The sequence below is a fragment of the Algibacter sp. L1A34 genome, from assembly GCF_009796805.1.
Taxonomy (GTDB): Bacteria; Bacteroidota; Bacteroidia; order Flavobacteriales; family Flavobacteriaceae; genus Algibacter.
In genome coordinates, this window is sequence record NZ_CP047029.1 from 3,201,170 (window position 1) to 3,220,117 (window position 18,948).

Genomic DNA, 18,948 nt, shown 5'->3' on the forward strand with positions numbered 1-18,948 from the left:
AAATTTAAAGAATGATAAGAGAGAATCTTACAATCTAATCTCCGGAAAGCTGAAAATATTAAAAAAATGATAGATAGATTAGGGCAAGTAACAGAATTATGGAGATTTAGTAGTTAAGGTCGAGATTATCAGTATTGGTGCAACTTTTTAAAATTTTAAATATGAAAGATATATTGCTTTTAGTTCTATTATGTATAACTACCGTATGCCATGCTCAGACTAATTATTATTTAGATAATACAGATGGAGATGATAACAATTTAGGCACAAGCGAAATTGCCGCTTTTCGAAGTTTAAAAAAAATAAATAAACAACTTTTAACTGCTGGAGATTCCATTTTTTTTAAAAGAGGCAATACGTGGATAGGAACTTTGAAGCCCAAAGGAAATGGTATATTAGGAAAGCGAATTTTTATTGGCGCTTATGGAGAAGGTAGTTTACCTATAATAGATGCTGAAGGAAAAAAAGGAGATGATGATTTCTTGTCGGCAGGTATTATATTTTTTAATCAAGAATATTGGGAAATAAGAGATTTAGAAGTTCGAAATTTTGAAAAAGAAAATCCAATAAAACCAACAAAAAAAGCAGGTATTCTAATTTTGGCAAAAGATATTGGAACATTGCATGATTTTAAATTAGAAAATTTAAAAATAAGTAATGTAAATGGCTCTCTAAAAACAAGAACAAATGGGGGTGTTTTTTTTAATGTTATTGCAGATAAAGTTTCTGAAAAAAGAATACCTACTAATTTTGATGGAATTTATATAAATAATTGTCATTTTGTAGATGTAGATCGTGGTGGTTTTATAAATCAATCTTTCTGGAAGAAGCGCGATATAGATTCGGAATATGGTGAATTGTGTGCAGATGGTAAAACTCATAATTGGTTTCCTAGTTATAATATCGTTATTGAGAATTCTAAATTTGAAAATATCGGTGGAAATGGTTTGGTTACGCGTGTGGCAGAATCGCCTCTAGTTCAATATAACTTGTTTGTTAAGTGTGGTTCTAAAACAACAGGGAATGCTTCTTATCCATACAATTGTGATAATGCATTATGGCAATACAATGAAGCTTGCTATACAGTTTATAATGAAGGAGATGCCGATGCTAGTGGATTTGATAGTGATTATATGTGTAAAAACACGATTATACAATATAACTATAGCCACCATAACGGTTGGGGTGGGCTATTGGTTTGTTCTTGGGGAAAAGTTAAAAATTCTTTTAATGATGGTACAATTGTACGCCATAATATTTTTCAGGATGAGAAGCATCACATGATCCGTTTCTCTGGAAATATTACAAATACAGAGATTTCTAATAATCTTTTTGTGACGGATACAGAAATAGATGATGTAATGATGTGGTATAAACAATGGGGATATGTTTGGCCAGACAAAACGGCGATCAAAGGGAATATTTTTTATAATCAAGGAACAGCTAATTTTTTAAAGTTAGGAAAAACAAGTAATAATTCAATTACAGGAAATATATTATACGGAAGTAAATTTTTAGATTTTAAAAAATTAGAATTTGTCCATAATAAAAAGGATAATAAAAATATGAAATCGAACATTAATCAAATTAAGAAAATAGGTGCTAGAAATAATCTTTCAGTTTCAAAAGCAGAGAAGGTGATTAATATAATATGGGATAACTAAGGGGGCTAAAAACATTACCTGTTACCATTGTAGGTTATAACTAAAAAAACATTGTTATTAATATTTTTTAGTTAAGAATCCATAATTTATTAAAGTGTTTAAAAAAGGTTTTTAGAATTTCTCAAGCACTTTCAAAACATCCTTTTTATAACTCCTACTAATAGTTAACGATGTTTTATTAATAGTTACTTCTTCATTAGTAAACGATGTAATATAGTTAAGTGCAATAATAAACGATCTATGTATTCTTAAAAAGGCTTCACTAGGCAGTTTAGCTTCGATAGCACTAATAGTTTCCCGGGTTACAATGGTTTCATTTTCTAGATGGATTTTTATATAATCGCTATAGCTTTCAATATATAGAATAGAATCAAAATCAATCTTAATCATGCGCCTATCTGCTCTCACAAACATAAAGTTATGCAGTTCTTGTACAGGCGTTTTTAAGTGGTTGTAAGTTGTGTAAATATCAAAATAAGTATTAACGGCTTTCAATAACCTATCAAAAGAAATAGGTTTCAATAAATAATCTACGGCTTGCAACTCAAAACCTTCAACTGCATAATCTCGATAGGCTGTGGTGAAAATAATTTTGATGTCTTTATTAATAGATTTAGCAAACGAAATTCCAGATATTTCCGGCATATTGATATCTAAAAACACCAAATCAATTTTATGCTTATTCAAACAATTAAACGCTTCAATAGCATTGTTACAACTCGCAACAATTTCGATGTTGTCAATTTCCGATAAATGTTTAGCTATAATATCTCTTGCTATACTTTCATCATCAACAATAATGCACGAAATGTTTTTGTTTTGCTGCATATTTAATTCAATTTTAATTTCAAATTTACTTTAAAAAAATCTTCATTTTGTTCGATTTTTAATTCATATTGATTTGAATATAAGAGTTCTAATCGCTTTTTTATGTTTTCCAATCCAATTCCATTTGTGTTTGTTTCAGAAGAAGAAGAAGTGTTTTTAACGTGTAAGTTAATCTGATTTTTATGGCAATGTAAATTAATGTCAATAACTAAATTTCCATTCTTTATAACGCCATGTTTAAAACTGTTTTCAATAAAAGGAAGCAATAACATGGGGGCTATTTTTAATTCTTCGGAAATAGTATTGGTTTTAAAATTAATATTTAAAGTGTTATTGAAGCGCATTTTTTCTAGAGCGATATAATCTTGGATATGATGTATTTCTTCAGTTAAAGAAACAAAAGGTTTATCAGTTTGGTAAAGTAAATAATCTAGGAGATTAGATAATTTTAAAATCATATCAGGAGTTTCATCTGCTTTTTTAAGAGCAAATCCATACAATGTATTTAAGGTATTGAATAAAAAATGCGGGTGAATTTGCATTTTTAAATAGTTTAATTCTTGCTCCTTAAACTTAAGTTGAGTTTCAAGTATTTTTGTCTCTAGTTTTTTTGTTTCCTCGCTATGTTTTACATTTAGTTTAAGCAGTTTAAAAGCACTTACAACTATAACTACTAAATACACAGCTGTGGCTACGAGTAATAAGCTTTTACTAATAGGAGCCATGTTTTGAAGCTGAAAATGCGATAAATAAATGAGGCCATAAAAAACAGAAACTACAATTAAATATGCCGAAATTATAAACGTATACAAACTATACAAGCTAAATAAAGCATAGCGCTTTTTTACAAAATAATCTGGAATAAGTTTATATATAGAAACGTATGTTGTAGCAATGGTTATAGGCATTAAAAACAAAGAAAAAGAGAATACATAATTAAAATCGGCACTATTGAAGCCAAAAAAATAAGTGTAAAATAGTAACACACCACACCAAAAAACACAATGGAGTAGTACTTGCCCAATTTTATTTAATATCAATTTTGTTATCATAACTTTGCTATAGCCTTACAATAATACTATATTTTTGATTTTAATAGGTGCTTTGTAGATAGATAACTGATTCTGTTAGGGATTTAACTTAAAGTTATATTAGGTGCTAATCTTGCCATCTATCGCATTTTAGTATTTAAAGATTGAGAAGTGACTAGGTTTGTATTATGTTTAATTAAAACCATTAATTATGAAAATTTCTATGTATCTATTATCTACTTTTTTAGTGTCTAATGTTTTTGTCGATCGTTTTATGGAAGGCGGTCCGCTTTTTATGTCTTTAATATTAATTTGTTTTTTGTTATCCTTATTTTTTGTAGTTAATGCTTTTTTAAATTTGAAAAAAGATTTAGCGAAATGTAAAAAAATGACAACGTTAGCATCAGAAATAAGTTTGTTAGGTCTTGTTTTTGGGTTTTTAGGCTCAATTATTGGATTAATTACAGCTTTTGATGCCATAGAAAGTATGGGAAGTATTTCGTCTGGTATGCTTGCGGCAGGGCTTAAAATATCTTTTTTAACAACAGTATTTGGTACGTTTACTTTTGTAATAACAAGAATTTGTATTGTAGTTTTAAAAGCGTTTCGAGCGGCATAATTTAAGTATAAAATATTTGTATTTTTAAACCTCTTTTTACATGATTAAAACGAGGTTTTTTCTTTTGAAATGTTTTGTAATAGTTTAAAAATCAGTAGTTTTGTTCATTTTGGAAAAGAAAAATAAGTTGAAAAATTTAGGTGTGTCGAAAAAATATTTTTATATTGTTGTTAATCTTAACTAATATATTATAATATGATACGTGATTATCCATTAGAAAAATGGGAACACGTAGTTTTTGATGACAAAATAGCCGAATTTGAAAACTACAAGATTTCCAATTATGGTCGGTTAATTAATTGTAAAAAAGACCAAGAGAGACTAGTTGACCCTTCGCTAACAAATGGTTACGTTAGTATTTCATTAAAGCAGCGTGTTAACGGAAAAAGTACTGGAAGGTATATTCATAAATTAGTTGCACAACATTTTTTAGTAAAAGAAGACAATCAAATTTATGTAATTCATTTAGATTACGACAAAATTAATAATCGAGTCGAAAATTTAAAATGGGCAACTAAACGCGAAAAGGAAGTTCACCAATACTCTGGCGAAAACTATAAAAACAGGAAAATAGACCGTTCTTACGCCAAGCTTACAGAAAGTCGTGTTCGATTAATTAGAAGAAAAGTAAACGACCCAAACCGGCGTACACGCATTAAAATGATTGCTAAAGAATTTGGAATTTCGGAAATGCAATTATATCGCGTAGTATCTGGTGAAAACTGGAAACATGTAACAGATTATTAAAACCAAAAGAGGTTAACTTTTCAGCTAACCTCCTTCGTTTTTTTTAGTAATTTCAATCTTATTTATTTTTATTACGCTTATTATAGTTTTTATCACCACGGGTTTTAGGTTTTTTGTACTTCGCAGCAATTTTAAATTTGTATGAACCACCTAAATTCTCTTTAGAGTTTTTTTCAGATTTATCATGGAAAGCGGGTCCAGGAGCATCTTCATCCTTACGTTTTATAGGATTGTAATGTTCTTTAATTTCTGCGCGTTCCTCGTCAATTTGCTCGGTAGAAATTTCAACAGTTTCGGGGATTTCCAAAACAGGAACTGTCATGTTCATTAAAGCTTCAATGTGCTCAACCAAGTTATTTTCTTTTACTGTAGAAAATAATAATGACTCACCTTGTCTTTCGGCACGGCCAGTTCTACCAATACGGTGCATATAGTTTTCTGGAAAATCTGGTGTATCAAAATTAATAACATGAGATACATTATCAATATCTAAACCACGAGCCATAACATCTGTCGCAATTAAAATACGGTTATTACCTTCCCTAAATTGCTCAATACTTCGTAATCTATAGTTTTGTGTTTTATTCGAATGAATAACACATAATTCATCATGAAAAATTTCATCTAATTGATCAAATAATCGATCTGCCATACGTTTATAAGCCACAAATATCAAGACTCTGCTGTATTTTTCAGTATCTTTCAATAAGTGCGCTAATAAATTTACTTTCGTATAAAAGTTAGGAACATTATAGCGTTGTTGAACAATATTATCTAGTGGTGTTCCAGAAATGGCAATAGAAACCCGTTCTGGATTTTTAAAGAAATCGTTAATTAAAACATCAACATCTTGCGTCATTGTTGCCGAGAACATGATGTTTTGTCTTTTAGGCGGTAAAATATCAAAAATGTTAATTATTTGATGTCTAAAACCTAAATCTAACATAACATCAACTTCATCAATAACTAATTTCTGAATTGATTTTAACTGTAAAACACGACTTAAAGCCAAATCGTACATGCGCCCTGGTGTGGCAACTAAAATATCAATACCTTCAGCAATAGCTTTTTTTTGTGTATTAATATTAGTTCCTCCATAAACACCTAAAACACGATTGTTAATATATTTAGATAGTTTTTCAATCTCATCTACCACCTGTACAACAAGTTCCCGTGTTGGTACTAATACCAAAACACGTGGGTTCTCATCAGTCGAAAATTTAAGGTTTTTCAAAATAGGTAACATGTAAGCAAACGTTTTACCTGTTCCTGTTTGCGCAATACCAACAACATCTTTACCAGAGCTTACAACATTAAAAGCCTCTGCCTGTATAGGCGTAGGGATAGTAAAGCCTAAGTCGTCTAGGGCATTATAAAGTGGTGTATTTAAATTTAAATCTTGAAAAATCACAGTGGAAAGTTTAAGCGGCAAAGTTACACCATTTTTTTATAATCTTAGCTAATTGAAAATCTCTTGTTTTATACATGTTTTCTATAAGGTTTTTAAAAACTTATAGTGGCTGTTTACTCTAAATGTGTTTTAGCTATTTTAACACTATAACTAGCCGAAAAATCATTTTTTGCTTCAAGTTTTAAAATGCCTTCTTTTGTTATCAAATCTTGATTTGTATTTTCATTATCCGCGATACCTAGCCATGGCTCGATACAAACATAATTGCCCGTAGGTTTTGCCCAAACCCCTAAGTACGGGAAGTCTGGATAGCTTACAGTAAGTATTTCGCCATTCAATTTACTTTTTAAAATAGCGCTTCTAGACTTTAAATCTTTAAAAACTAGGGCGTCTTCATTAAATAAATCATGTTTTAAAGGAAGCAAATTTGTGTTTTCAAAAACGGGTTTGGTGCTCGATGAAATTAAACCATTTTCCATATTAATACAATGCGTTTTAGAATTTTCGGCATGCTCAAACTCTAAAAAATAATCATCATAAGTTTCATTTTTAAAAACTGGACATTTAAAAGCAGGATGGCCGCCTAAAGAAAAATATAATGCTTTATCATCAATATTTTTAATGGTATGCTTAATTTTAAGTGTATTTCCTGTTAAGGAATAAATGATGTAAAACTCAAATTTAAACGGATAAAGCTTCAATAAATCATCATTATAAATCAATTTAAAAGTTAAGCTATTTTCAGTCTGCTCTATAACTTTTAAATCTTCACTATGGCGAATAAAACCATGTTTAGGTAAGTTATATCTTTTGCCCTCAAATTTATAAGTATCATTTTTTAAAGCGCCAATAATAGGGAATAGGTTAGGAGCAATACCAGCCCAAACATCCGGATTACCATCCCACATAAAATCGGTATTATGCTTAACCGATGTAATTTTGCAAAGTTCAGCGCCTGTTTTTTTAACGGCTATTTTCAGTAATTCATTCTGTAAAGTGTACATAGTTCCTTTTAAAATTGGTATTATGCTCAAAATTTACATTTTTTTATGGAAACTCATTAACTTTACCGAATAATATTTAAGGATAAAATATTTTTAATCGAAGGGATACATAATATTGTGTCAAAAAATAGCATACCAAAACATTCCATTGAGAGCAAAACAAACCCATAACCCAGAAAATATCGACGATTTTAAAAATCAAATACTGATTTGGGGGCAGCAATTCGACGAAGTTATTTGGTTAGATTCCAATCATTACGAACAGAAGTATGGCAGTTACGATGCTATTTTAGCAGTAGAAGCCTTTACAAGCATACAAACCGACTATCATCAGGGGTTCGATAAATTAAAAGAATATCAAACTCTTGTAAAAGATTGGGTTTTTGGTTACCTAACCTACGATTTAAAAAACGATGTAGAGGCTTTAAAATCTCAGAATACCGACGGGTTAGAGTTTCCCGATTTATCCTTTTTTCAACCTAAAAAACTTTTTTTATTTAAAGATAATCAAGTTGAAATTCAGTATTTAAAATGTGTAGACGATGAAATTGAAACCGATTTAGAAGCCATTAGAAATGCAAAAGAAGCCGTTAAAGATCATCAAGAAAACAACATTAAAATTAAACTTAAAATCCATAAAGACGAGTATTTTAATAAAGTAGATACCGTTCTCAATCATATTCACAATGGTGATATTTACGAAGCTAATTTTTGTCAAGAATTTTACGCCGAAAACACACAAATTTCACCATTAGAAACCTACAATAAACTTAATAAAATTTCTAAACCGCCCTTCGCGGCATTCGTTAAATTATATGATAAATACGCTTTAAGCGCTTCGCCAGAGCGGTATATTAAAAAGGAAGGTAATCACTTAATTTCGCAACCTATAAAAGGTACAGCAAAACGATCTTTAGATAAAACAGAAGATAATCAGTTAATAAACAACTTGATTACAGATGAAAAGGAGCGAAGCGAAAACATCATGATTGTCGATTTAGTACGTAACGATCTTTCAAAAACAGCCACAAAAGGAAGTGTTAAAGTAGAGGAGCTTTGCAAAATTTATACCTTCGATCAAGTACATCAAATGGTTTCTACGGTTACTTCTGAGGTAAAACCAGAAACGCACCCAGTAGACATTCTAAAAAGTACATTCCCGATGGGAAGCATGACGGGCGCACCAAAAATATCTGCCATGAAAATTATAGAGAAACTCGAAGCTACCAAACGCGGGTTATACTCTGGAGCCATAGGTTATTTTACACCCGAAAACGACTTCGATTTCAATGTTGTTATCCGAACCATTTTGTACAATGCCACACAAAAATACGTGTCTTACTCCGTTGGTGGTGCCATCACAGCAAAAAGTGATCCGCTTAAAGAGTACGAAGAATGTCTAGTAAAAGCCAAAGCTATGCGCACCGTTTTAGAGAATTAAATTACTTTGGGCGCAACCCGAAAAGGGTCGGGCTTTCACTACTCAATCTGCTTGTTTTTTAGGAAAACAAGCAGGATTTCAAACAAACCGTTCAATCCCTTGCGCGTATATCCGTTAGGTTTAGAACAGCTTTGAACAATGGTTTATTTACGCAATTGATTTCTTTTTACTTCTTATAAGCTATTTAAATCTTTACGAATAATCAAAATAAACACTAAATTTGAAGTATGCTTAAAAATCTTCAAAACCATATCAATAAAAATCTTGCATTTTTAAACGAAAGCAAAATCCTAATTGCTATTTCCGGAGGAATCGACAGCGTTGTTTTAACACATTTATGCCATCAATTAAAACTCAATGTAGCATTAGCACACTGCAATTTTCATTTAAGAGGAGAGGAAAGTAATGGAGATGAGCAATCGGTAAAAAAGTTCGCCGACAGTTTGGGTTTAGAAGTTTTTGTTCAAAATTTTGACACAGAAAATTATGCTAAAACCAATAAGCAATCCATTCAAATTGCAGCTCGAGAGTTGCGTTACAATTGGTTTGAAGATTTGGCAAATCAATTAGAATTCGATTATATTTTAACAGCACATCATGCCGACGATAATCTCGAAACGTTTTTAATAAATTTTACACGAGGTACAGGTTTAGAGGGGTTAACAGGGATTCCTGAAGTCAACACAATTTTTGTTCGTCCGTTATTACCATTTTCGAGTGAAGCTATCGAGTATTATGCCAAAGCAAATAATATCGCTTGGCGAGATGATAGTAGTAACGCTTCCACTAAATATGTGCGTAATAAATTACGTCATAATTTAATACCTATTTTAAAAGAAATAAACCCGAGTTTACTTCAAAGTTTTCAAACAACGCTAAGTAATTTAAAGGATGCTAAAGATCTCGTTAAAGATAGTTTAGATCATCTTTTAAGTAAAGCTATTGTATCTCAAGATGATGATAAAACGGTATTTAAAATTTCAGAATTTAAAAGCTTAAGGAATCCAAAAGCTTATTTATTCGAAATTTTTAAGGAATATGGATTTACCGAATGGAACGATGTTTTAAATTTACTCGATGCCGAATCTGGAAAGCAGGTATTCTCTGCAACACATCGCTTAATTAAAAATAGAGAACACTTATTATTAAGTGAAATTAATAACGAAAAAGAAAAAAGTATTTTAATTTCAAAAGAGGAAAAACAGGTGGGAACACCTTTTGGAACATTATTTTTTGATGAAGCCGATGCTATTTTTGGAAAGCGAAGTGAGGTTATTTATGTCGATGCTGATACTTTAGAATATCCATTAACTTTAAGAAAATGGGAAGATGGCGACTTTTTTCATCCTTTAGGAATGTCGGGTAAAAAGAAAATCAGCAAATATTTAAAAGATGAGAAGCTATCGCTTTTAGATAAGGAACACGTTTCTGTGTTATGTTCTAATAATACTATTGTTTGGGTTGTAAATAGACGCGCAGACAATCGCTTTAAGGTTACCGAAAACACAAAAAACATTTTAAAAATTACATTACAATAGTTTATTCAATTAACTCCAAATAGCTTTTGGAGGTTTAATAAAACTATTAAAAAATATAAGTCATGATATTACAAGGCCAAATAGTCGATATAGAAAATAAGCGTATTTATAAAGGAGAAATTACCATTGAAAACGGGAAGATTTTATCAATAAAAAAAGCTAATCATAACATTAATCATTACATACTTCCTGGCTTTGTAGATGCACATATACATATAGAAAGTTCTATGTTAGTGCCTAGTGAATTTGCTAGATTGGCTGTTACTCATGGTACAGTTGCAACGGTTTCCGATCCGCACGAAATAGCCAATGTTTTAGGTGTGAAAGGTGTGGAATTCATGATTGAAAATGGTAAGAAAGTGCCATTTAAATTTAACTTTGGAGCACCATCTTGTGTGCCTGCGACTACTTTTGAGTCTGCCGGAGCTGTAATAGATTCCGATGATATAAAAGCACTTTTGGAAAATTCGGATATCAAATATTTGGCTGAAATGATGAATTATCCTGGCGTCTTATTTAATGACGATGAAGTCATGAAAAAGATAGCTTGGGCAAAATATTTTAACAAACCTATCGATGGACATGCACCAGGACTACGCGGTCATGATGTTTCAAAATATATTAGAGCAGGAATTTCTACAGATCACGAATGTTTTACTTATGATGAAGCTTTAGAGAAGCTTCAAAAAGGTATGAAAATTTTAATTCGAGAGGGAAGTGCTGCCAAAAATTTTGAAGCTTTAATCGATTTATTACCAGAATATTTCGAAAACATGATGTTTTGTAGTGATGATAAACATCCTGACGATTTAATTCTTAATCATATTAATAAATTATGTGCAAGAGCAGTTGCCAAAGGCATCGATGTTTTTAAAGTATTGCAAGCGGCTTGCGTAAACCCAGTGAAACATTATAATTTGGATGTTGGTCTGTTGCAAGTTAATGATGTTGCCGATTGTATTGTAGTAGAAGATTTAAAAGATTTTAAAACACTACAAACCTATATAAATGGTGAATTGGTTTCTAATAATGGTAAATCTTTAATTAAGCCCGTTTCTTTTACAAATTTGAATAATTTCAACTGTACTAAAAAAGAAATCTCAGATTTTAAAGTCGCGTCATCGTCAGATAAAATAAGAGTTATCGAAGCTTTAGAAGGTCAACTTGTAACCAATGAATTAATTGAAGAATCATTAATTGAAAACGGGAACTTAGTTTCAAATACCGAAAAAGATATTTTAAAAATGACGGTTGTTAATCGCTACAACGATCAAAAACCAGCCATGGCATTTATTAAAAACTTCGGATTAAAAGAAGGAGCTATTGCATCATCAGTTGGTCACGACTCTCATAATATTATTGCTGTAGGCGTATCGGACGAAATGATTTGCAAAGCTGTTAATTTACTAATAGAAAATAAAGGTGGTATTTGTGCCGTGACTGCGTCCGAAGAAAAAATAGTGTCCTTACCTGTTGCTGGAATCATGAGTGATAAAGATGGTGAAACTATTGGAAAGCAGTATGCACAATTGGACGCTATGGCTAAAAAAATGGGTTCTAAATTAAATGCGCCTTACATGACGCTTTCGTTTATGGCATTGTTAGTTATTCCGTCTTTAAAATTAAGCGATAAAGGGTTGTTTAATGGTAAAGATTTTAAATTTACATCACTAGATGCTTAGAGTTTCAGCTGCTTAATAACAATCTAAATTTAACGTAAACCATTAAGCTATAATTTCTATTCAATGAAAAAAATATTAAGTTATATATGGCCTGTAACAGCCAAAACTATCGATTCTGATACCAATGGGAAGTTAGAAATAACCTATTATAATGGTAAAAAAATGCTTAATACTAAAGATGCTAACTATTCTTATGGATCCCTTCAAAAAATTCTAGAATATGCACTTTCTAAAATTGAGTTTGATAATGTTAAACATGTTCTTATATTGGGTTTGGGAGGCGGTAGCGTTATATCTTCTTTAAGAAAAAAGTTTGACTTTAATGGGTATATTCAAGCGGTAGATATTGACGAAAAGATTATAGCTATTGCTAAAAATGATTTTAATATTTGTACTTCGCACAACCTTACAATAAGTAAATATGATGCTTATAAATTTGTTAAAAAGAGCAATAAAAAATATGACTTAATTATTATTGATTTATTTATTAATAACGAAGTTCCAGATCAATTTTATTCTGCTATTTTTTGTGAGAATATTTCAAAATTGGTTAATGAAAACGGATATTTCATTTTTAATTTAGGTTTAAAAGGAAAAATGACAGAGAAAACGGAGCAAGTAATTACTTATTTTGAAAAGTCAATTTATTTTGAAACATCACTTTTTAAAAATATTGAAGGAACAAACAGTGTGCTTATCGGTCGAAAAAGCAACAGTTAAACTACTTTTAATTTATCCTGTGGTTTTTCATTCTTACTAAAGTTCTTCTAAGTTTTTTATTTTATTTCTGTTGGGTTACTTATTTTTTTATTGACATAACAAACTATGTATAATCATTATTAAGAAATGCTAGAATAAAACTGTTTGTAATTTAACTACTTTTGTTCTTTAGAGTAAAAAATATTTGTTTTTCAGTAACAACTAATAACTATAAATAATGCCAATATTAACATCGACCTATAAACCTAAGTTTTATTTTAAAAGTGGCTTTGTTTCTACGGTATATTCTGGGCTTGTTCGTAAAATTTCTTTAGAGCAAGAGCGCGAACGTTTAATATTAAGCGATGGCGATTTTATTGATTTAGACTGGAGCTTTTCCGAAGAAAAAAGTAAAGCTTGTATTGTGTTGCTTCACGGTTTGGAAGGTCATGCCCAGCGTCCTTATTTAACAGGAGCTGCCAAACTTTTTAATGCTAATAATATAGATGCTGTTTCTGTGAATTTTCGTGGGTGTTCGGGAGAAGTGAATTCTAAATTTAGAAGTTATCACTCTGGAGAAACACAAGATTTAGTAGATGTTATTACGCATTTAATTTCAGAAAAAAAGTACTCGAAAATTTATTTAAAAGGCATTAGTTTAGGGGCCAATATTATATTGAAATATTTAGGAGAGCGAGATAGTGTTCCAAAGGAAGTTATGGCTGCAGTTGCTATATCGACACCTTGTGATTTAAGTGGAGCTTGCGATGAGCTTCATAAATTAAAAAATGCAGCATTTTCTAATCGCTTTTTAACACATTTAAAGACTTCTCTAAAAAAGAAGATTGATAAATTTCCAAATAGTATGTCAATGGAAGCTTTTAATAGGATCAAAACACTTAAAGATTTCGACAATATATATACGTCTAAAGCACATGGTTTTATTGATGCAGCCGATTATTACGAGCAATGTAGTAGTTTGCAATTTCTTCCTAATATAAAGACGCCTACTTTAATTATTAATGCACTTAACGATTCGTTTTTGTCTCCAGAATGTTATCCTGTAAAGGAAGCAAAAAACAATCCGAATTTGTTTTTAGAAATGCCTGAATATGGCGGGCATGTTGGTTTTGTTTCTAAAAATAATGTCTATTATAATGAGCAACGCGCTTTAGAGTTTATACAAAGTTTAGCTTTTTGTTAAAATATGGTTTTATAGTCATGATTCTTTTTAAAAGGTTTAATTCTTCCAATAAAACATGTAGATTTAACTATAAAAAATAAGTTTATGAGCAGTTCAGCAAAAGATAAAGCAAAAACACCAGAGGGGTTTACCAATTTAAAAACGGAAGCTCCACCAAAAAACACGGTAGGTTTTGCCGCTTTAAAAGCAGCTGCAACACAGGTTAATAAATATATGAAAGCTTCTGATGCGTTGAAGCTATCATTAAAAATAAATCAGAAAGGTGGTTTTGATTGCCCAGGTTGTGCTTGGCCAGATCCAGATGATGAACGTTCTGCTATTGGTGAATATTGCGAAAATGGTATGAAAGCCATTGCAGAAGAAGCTCAAAATAAAACAATAAATCGAGACTTTTTTGCAAAATATTCTGTGGATGAATTGGCCGATTTTACCGATTTCGAAATTGGTAAATCTGGTCGTTTAGCAGAACCTATGTTTTTGCAGGAAGGGGCTAAACATTATCAACCCATTTCTTGGGAAACTGCTTTTGAGAAAGTGGGAAGCCATTTAAATGCGCTAGATAATCCTGACGAAGCTGCTTTTTATACATCAGGAAGAACGACGAATGAGGCGGCATTCTTATATCAATTATTTGTGCGAGAATTTGGGACTTCAAATTTACCCGATTGTTCGAATATGTGTCATGAAGCCAGTGGAAGTGCGCTTACTGAAACTTTAGGTATTGGTAAAGGTTCGGTGAAATTAGACGATTTATATAAAGCTGAAGTGGTTATGGTTATTGGTCAAAACCCAGCAACCAATCACCCAAGAATGCTTAGTGCTTTAGAGAAATGTAAAAATAATGGAGGTAAAATAATAGCGATTAATCCATTGCCAGAAGCGGGTTTAATTAAATTCACCGATCCTCAAAACCCTATAAAACTATTAACTGGAGGCACAAAATTAGCAGATGTATTTGTACCAATTACTATAAACGGCGATGTTGCTTTTATAAAGGCAATTCTTTTAAAATTATTAGAAAAAGAGGAGGAGCTAGGTAATGTTTTTGATAAACATTTTATTGAAGAATATACTAGCGATTACAACGCGTTTATAGCAGATTTAAAAACTTATAATTTTGATGAATGCCTAAAAGCTTCGGGTGTTTCTTTAGATATTTTTAATCAAACTTTCGATTTAATATTAAATAATGAAAAAATTATTGTGTGTTGGGCCATGGGTTTGACGCAGCATGAAAATGCGGTAGATAATATTCGAGAGCTTATAAATTTACTTTTATTAAAAGGAAGTATTGGTAAGGAAGGAGCAGGAACTTGTCCTGTTCGTGGGCACTCTAACGTGCAAGGTGATAGAACAGTTGGTATATGGGAATCGGCTCCTCAAGCTTTTTTAGATAAAATTGAAAGCAAATATGGTTTTAAGCCGAGTGCAAAACATGGTTTTTCAGTTATTGAAACCATTAAAGGCATGTATGAGAAAAAGGTGAAAGTATTTTTTGGTTTAGGTGGTAATTTTATTTCTGCTGTACCCGATACAGGTTATTCTGCCCAAGGTTTGGCTAATTGCAATTTAACCGTGCATGTAAGTACAAAATTGAATCGTTCGCATTTAGTTACAGGTAAAGAAGCTTTAATTTTACCATGTTTAGGTCGTACCGAAAAAGATTATCAAAAATCTGGCGAACAGGTGCAAAGCGTAGAGAATTCAATGGGTGTAGTATCATCTACTAAAGGTATTCTAGAACCATGTTCTGATGCTTTATTAAGTGAGGTTGCTGTAGTTTGTGGAGTAGCGCATGCTACTTTAAAAAGTAAAACTAAAGTGAAGTGGTTATCTTATAAGGACGATTATAAATTGGTTCGAGATGATATTGCTGAAGTGGTTTCTGGTTTCGAGGATTACAATACGCGTTTAAAAAATCCTTCAGGCTTTTATTTACCAAATGGGGCTCGCGTTAGAAAATTTAATACCAAAACAGGAAAAGCTAATTTTTCTGTCAATAAACTTCCTGAATGGAAATTAAAGGATGATGAATTGATAATGATGACAATACGTAGTCACGATCAATTTAATACCACAATTTACGGATTAGATGATCGCTACAGAGGTGTTTTTAACGAACGTCGTATTATTTTTATGAACCGTGAAGACATGAAGGTACGAGGCTTAACAGAACATCAGGTGGTTAATTTAAAGTCGGAATTTAAAGGTGTTAAACGCCATGCTAACAACTTTAAGGTTGTTGGTTATGATATTCCTAAAAACTGCTGTGCTACGTATTTTCCTGAAACAAATGTACTGGTGCCACTAGATAGTTTTGCGCATACCGCGAAGACTCCAGCGTCTAAAAGTGTGGTGATTACGGTAGAAGCATCTGTTTAAATCCTGATATTTTCATAATTCACAATCCTGTTTTTTGCCTAATACTTAATTAAATGATTGTCAATTTAGGAAATATGTAATTATTAAGGGGCTACGTAAAAAACTATGTGATTAAGTATTAAAATTAAGTAAAATTACTTAGTTTTGTATCAAATACGTAGTTTATGAAAAATATCATAGTTGTTGGAAATGGAATGGTTGGTTATAAATTTTGTGAAAAATTTGCAGCACAATCTGGAAATGAGTCATTTAAAGTAACGGTTTTTGGTGAAGAACCTCGCCCAGCGTACGATCGTGTACACTTAAGTGAGTTTTTTGAAAACCAAGATGCGAAAGCTTTAGAAATGGCGCCTGCCGAATGGTATGCTGAAAATGGTATAGAATTAATAACAGGTGAACGTGTTAGTGATATTCATCGATCTACAAAAACCATTACAACAGTAAAAGATCGTGAGTTTTCATACGACTACTTAGTTTTAGCCACGGGATCATCGGCTTTTGTTCCACCAATAAAAGGTGTTGAGAAAGAAGGTGTTTTTGTATATAGAACTATTGAGGATTTAGAAGGTATGCTTGCTTATGCTGAAAAAATTAAAAAAACAAATCCTAATCCTAGAGCTGCCGTACTTGGTGGAGGGTTATTAGGTTTAGAGGCTGGTAAAGCTGCTATGGATATGGGGTTAGAACCACATATTGTAGAGTTTGCTTCCAAATTAATGCCAAGACAATTAGATTCACGTAGTAGCCAAGTGCTTCAATTAAAATTGGAGTCTATTGGTTTAAATATTCACCTAAGTAAAGCAACCAATCAAATTTTAGGAGATAAAGCGATTACAGGAATGGAGTTTGGAGAAGACGACGTTTTAGATTGCGATATGCTTATTATTTCAGCAGGAATTAGACCAAGAGATGAGCTTGGAAAAACTTGTGGTTTAGAAATGGGCGTACGTGGAGGTATTGTGGTTGATAACAAGATGCAAACATCGGACGATAGTATTTATGCTATAGGTGAAATTGCGCTTTACAATCAAATGATTTTTGGATTAGTTGCTCCAGGTTATGATATGGCTGGTGTTGCGGTTGACCAAATTTTAGGTAAAGCTGAAAGTTTAATGCCTGCCGAAATTGATATGTCTACCAAATTAAAATTAATTGGTGTAGATGTAGCGAGTTTTGGAGAACCTTTTATGCCTGCATCAAAAGGGCATTCAGTTATTTTTGAAAATAAAACACAACATTTATATAAAAGAATTAATGTCAGTCTCGACGGTAAAAGTCTATTAGGAGGAATTTTGGTTGGTGATGCATCGGATTATAATATGCTACATCAAGTATACTTAAATGGCATGGCGATTCCTGAAGATGCCGCACAATTAATATTGCCAGCAACAGAAGGCGGTGCTTTTGGTAGCGCTTTAGATTTACCAGATACGGCACAAATTTGTTCTTGTGAAAATGTAAGTAAAGGTCAAATTTGTGGCGCCATTAAAGATGGTTCTTGCGAAGATTTAGCAGGTGTCATTTCATCTACTAAAGCCAGTACAAGTTGTGGAGGTTGTAAACCTATGGTTACCGATTTGGTAAATGAAACTTTAAAATCTCTTGGTAAAACGGTTAAAAATGTAATTTGTGAGCATTTTGAATATAGTCGTCAAGAATTATATGGCATTATAAAAATTAAAAAATTAACGTCTTTTGACGATGTTCTTGATACTTGTGGAACAGGGCATGGTTGCGAAACATGTAAACCATTAGTGTCTTCTATTTTTGCAAGTTTATATAATTTCACTCCGAATAAAGAAGATGTTACACAAGATACAAATGATAAATTCTTAGCCAACATACAACGTAACGGAACGTATTCTGTTGTTCCAAGAATTGCTGGTGGAGAAATTACACCTGAAGGTTTAATTGTTTTAGGTACAATTGGTTCTAAATATAATTTATATACTAAAATTACCGGAGGTGCTCGTATCGATTTCTTTGGTGCAGAGTTAAACGATTTACCTGCTATTTGGAAAGAGTTGATTGATGCTGGTTTTGAAAGTGGACATGCCTATGGAAAATCTTTAAGAACAGTAAAAAGTTGTGTAGGTTCTACTTGGTGTCGTTATGGTTTAGATGAAAGTATTTCTTTTGCTATAGAATTAGAAAACAGATATAAAGGTTTACGCTCCCCACATAAATTAAAAGGTGGTGTTTCAGGATGTATTCGTGAATGTGCCGAAGCTCGTGGAAAAGATTTTGGTGTCATTGCTGTAGAAGGCGGATGGAATTTATATGTTGGTGGAAATGGTGGTGCAACCCCAAGACATGCAGAGTTATTAGCTGAGAAAATCGATAACGAAACGGTTTTAAAATATTTAGATCGTTACTTAATGTACTACATACAAACTGCAGCACCGTTAATGAGAACTGCTGCTTGGCTGGATAAATTAGAAGGTGGTATTGAGCAATTGAAAAAAATTGTTATTGAAGACAGTTTAAATATTGCTCCAGAATTAGAAAAGGAGATGCAGTTTTTAGTTGATGCTTACGAGTGTGAGTGGAAACAAGCGATAGAGAATGATAAAACTAAAAAACGTTTTAATCATTTTGTAAACTCAGATGATAGAGATGATAATTTAGTATTTGTTCCTTTACGTGATCAAAAAATGCCAGAACATTGGAAAAACTAAATTATATTAAGCAAAAATAA

14 protein-coding genes are annotated in these 18,948 nt (G+C 31.8%); 10 read left to right on the forward strand and 4 right to left on the reverse strand.

Annotation, left to right across the window (positions count from 1 at the left end):
* The first annotated feature begins 161 nt into the window (after nucleotides 1–161).
* Nucleotides 162–1,664: a hypothetical protein gene (locus GQR97_RS13510; RefSeq protein WP_158849274.1), complete on the forward strand. Its 1,503-nt coding sequence runs from the start codon at nucleotides 162–164 to the stop codon at nucleotides 1,662–1,664.
* A 111-nt stretch (nucleotides 1,665–1,775) separates the two neighbouring features.
* Here the strand turns inward: GQR97_RS13510 and GQR97_RS13515 are convergent, their stop codons facing one another.
* Nucleotides 1,776–2,492, reverse strand: coding sequence for a LytR/AlgR family response regulator transcription factor (locus GQR97_RS13515; RefSeq protein WP_158849276.1), 717 nt, complete (start codon nucleotides 2,490–2,492; stop codon nucleotides 1,776–1,778).
* A gap of 2 nt (nucleotides 2,493–2,494) precedes the next feature.
* A complete protein-coding gene (locus tag GQR97_RS13520; RefSeq protein WP_158849278.1) occupies nucleotides 2,495–3,544 on the reverse strand; it encodes a sensor histidine kinase in 1,050 nt (349 codons plus the stop codon).
* Between the two features lie 190 nt (nucleotides 3,545–3,734).
* Between GQR97_RS13520 and GQR97_RS13525 the strand changes: the two genes are divergently transcribed.
* Entirely contained in the window at nucleotides 3,735–4,142 is a 408-nt protein-coding gene (locus tag GQR97_RS13525) for a MotA/TolQ/ExbB proton channel family protein (protein WP_233267540.1), read from the forward strand.
* A gap of 195 nt (nucleotides 4,143–4,337) precedes the next feature.
* A complete protein-coding gene (locus GQR97_RS13530; protein WP_158849280.1) occupies nucleotides 4,338–4,889 on the forward strand; it encodes an HNH endonuclease in 552 nt (183 codons plus the stop codon).
* Nucleotides 4,890–4,947: 58 nt separating this feature from the next.
* Here the strand turns inward: GQR97_RS13530 and GQR97_RS13535 are convergent, their stop codons facing one another.
* Both GQR97_RS13535 and GQR97_RS13540 read right to left on the reverse strand, forming a co-directional pair.
* A complete protein-coding gene (locus tag GQR97_RS13535) occupies nucleotides 4,948–6,300 on the reverse strand; it encodes a DEAD/DEAH box helicase (RefSeq protein ID WP_158849282.1) in 1,353 nt (450 codons plus the stop codon).
* Nucleotides 6,301–6,413: 113 nt separating this feature from the next.
* Entirely contained in the window at nucleotides 6,414–7,334 is a 921-nt protein-coding gene (locus tag GQR97_RS13540; RefSeq protein WP_317164055.1) for an aldose 1-epimerase family protein, read from the reverse strand.
* Between the two features lie 118 nt (nucleotides 7,335–7,452).
* Between GQR97_RS13540 and pabB the strand changes: the two genes are divergently transcribed.
* From pabB to nirB, 7 genes are all read left to right on the forward strand, one after another.
* Nucleotides 7,453–8,745 (forward strand): aminodeoxychorismate synthase component I, encoded by a 1,293-nt coding sequence (pabB, locus tag GQR97_RS13545; protein ID WP_158849284.1) that lies wholly within the window; start codon nucleotides 7,453–7,455, stop codon nucleotides 8,743–8,745.
* 227 nt (nucleotides 8,746–8,972) lie between these two features.
* The gene (gene tilS / locus GQR97_RS13550; protein WP_158849286.1) at nucleotides 8,973–10,283 is read left to right on the forward strand and encodes a tRNA lysidine(34) synthetase TilS; all 1,311 of its coding nucleotides are present in this window, start codon (nucleotides 8,973–8,975) and stop codon (nucleotides 10,281–10,283) included.
* A 62-nt stretch (nucleotides 10,284–10,345) separates the two neighbouring features.
* Nucleotides 10,346–11,965, forward strand: a complete 1,620-nt coding sequence (gene ade / locus GQR97_RS13555; protein WP_158849289.1) for an adenine deaminase — start codon at nucleotides 10,346–10,348, stop codon at nucleotides 11,963–11,965.
* Nucleotides 11,966–12,028: 63 nt separating this feature from the next.
* The gene (locus GQR97_RS13560) at nucleotides 12,029–12,685 is read left to right on the forward strand and encodes a spermidine synthase (protein ID WP_158849291.1); all 657 of its coding nucleotides are present in this window, start codon (nucleotides 12,029–12,031) and stop codon (nucleotides 12,683–12,685) included.
* 217 nt (nucleotides 12,686–12,902) lie between these two features.
* Nucleotides 12,903–13,868 carry a YheT family hydrolase gene (locus GQR97_RS13565; RefSeq protein ID WP_158849293.1) on the forward strand — a complete coding sequence of 322 codons (966 nt, stop codon included), beginning with the start codon at nucleotides 12,903–12,905 and terminating at the stop codon, nucleotides 13,866–13,868.
* Between the two features lie 84 nt (nucleotides 13,869–13,952).
* Nucleotides 13,953–16,250 (forward strand): FdhF/YdeP family oxidoreductase, encoded by a 2,298-nt coding sequence (locus GQR97_RS13570; RefSeq protein ID WP_158849295.1) that lies wholly within the window; start codon nucleotides 13,953–13,955, stop codon nucleotides 16,248–16,250.
* A 164-nt stretch (nucleotides 16,251–16,414) separates the two neighbouring features.
* Nucleotides 16,415–18,928, forward strand: coding sequence for a nitrite reductase large subunit NirB (gene nirB / locus GQR97_RS13575; protein ID WP_158849297.1), 2,514 nt, complete (start codon nucleotides 16,415–16,417; stop codon nucleotides 18,926–18,928).
* The last annotated feature ends 20 nt before the right edge of the window (nucleotides 18,929–18,948 follow it).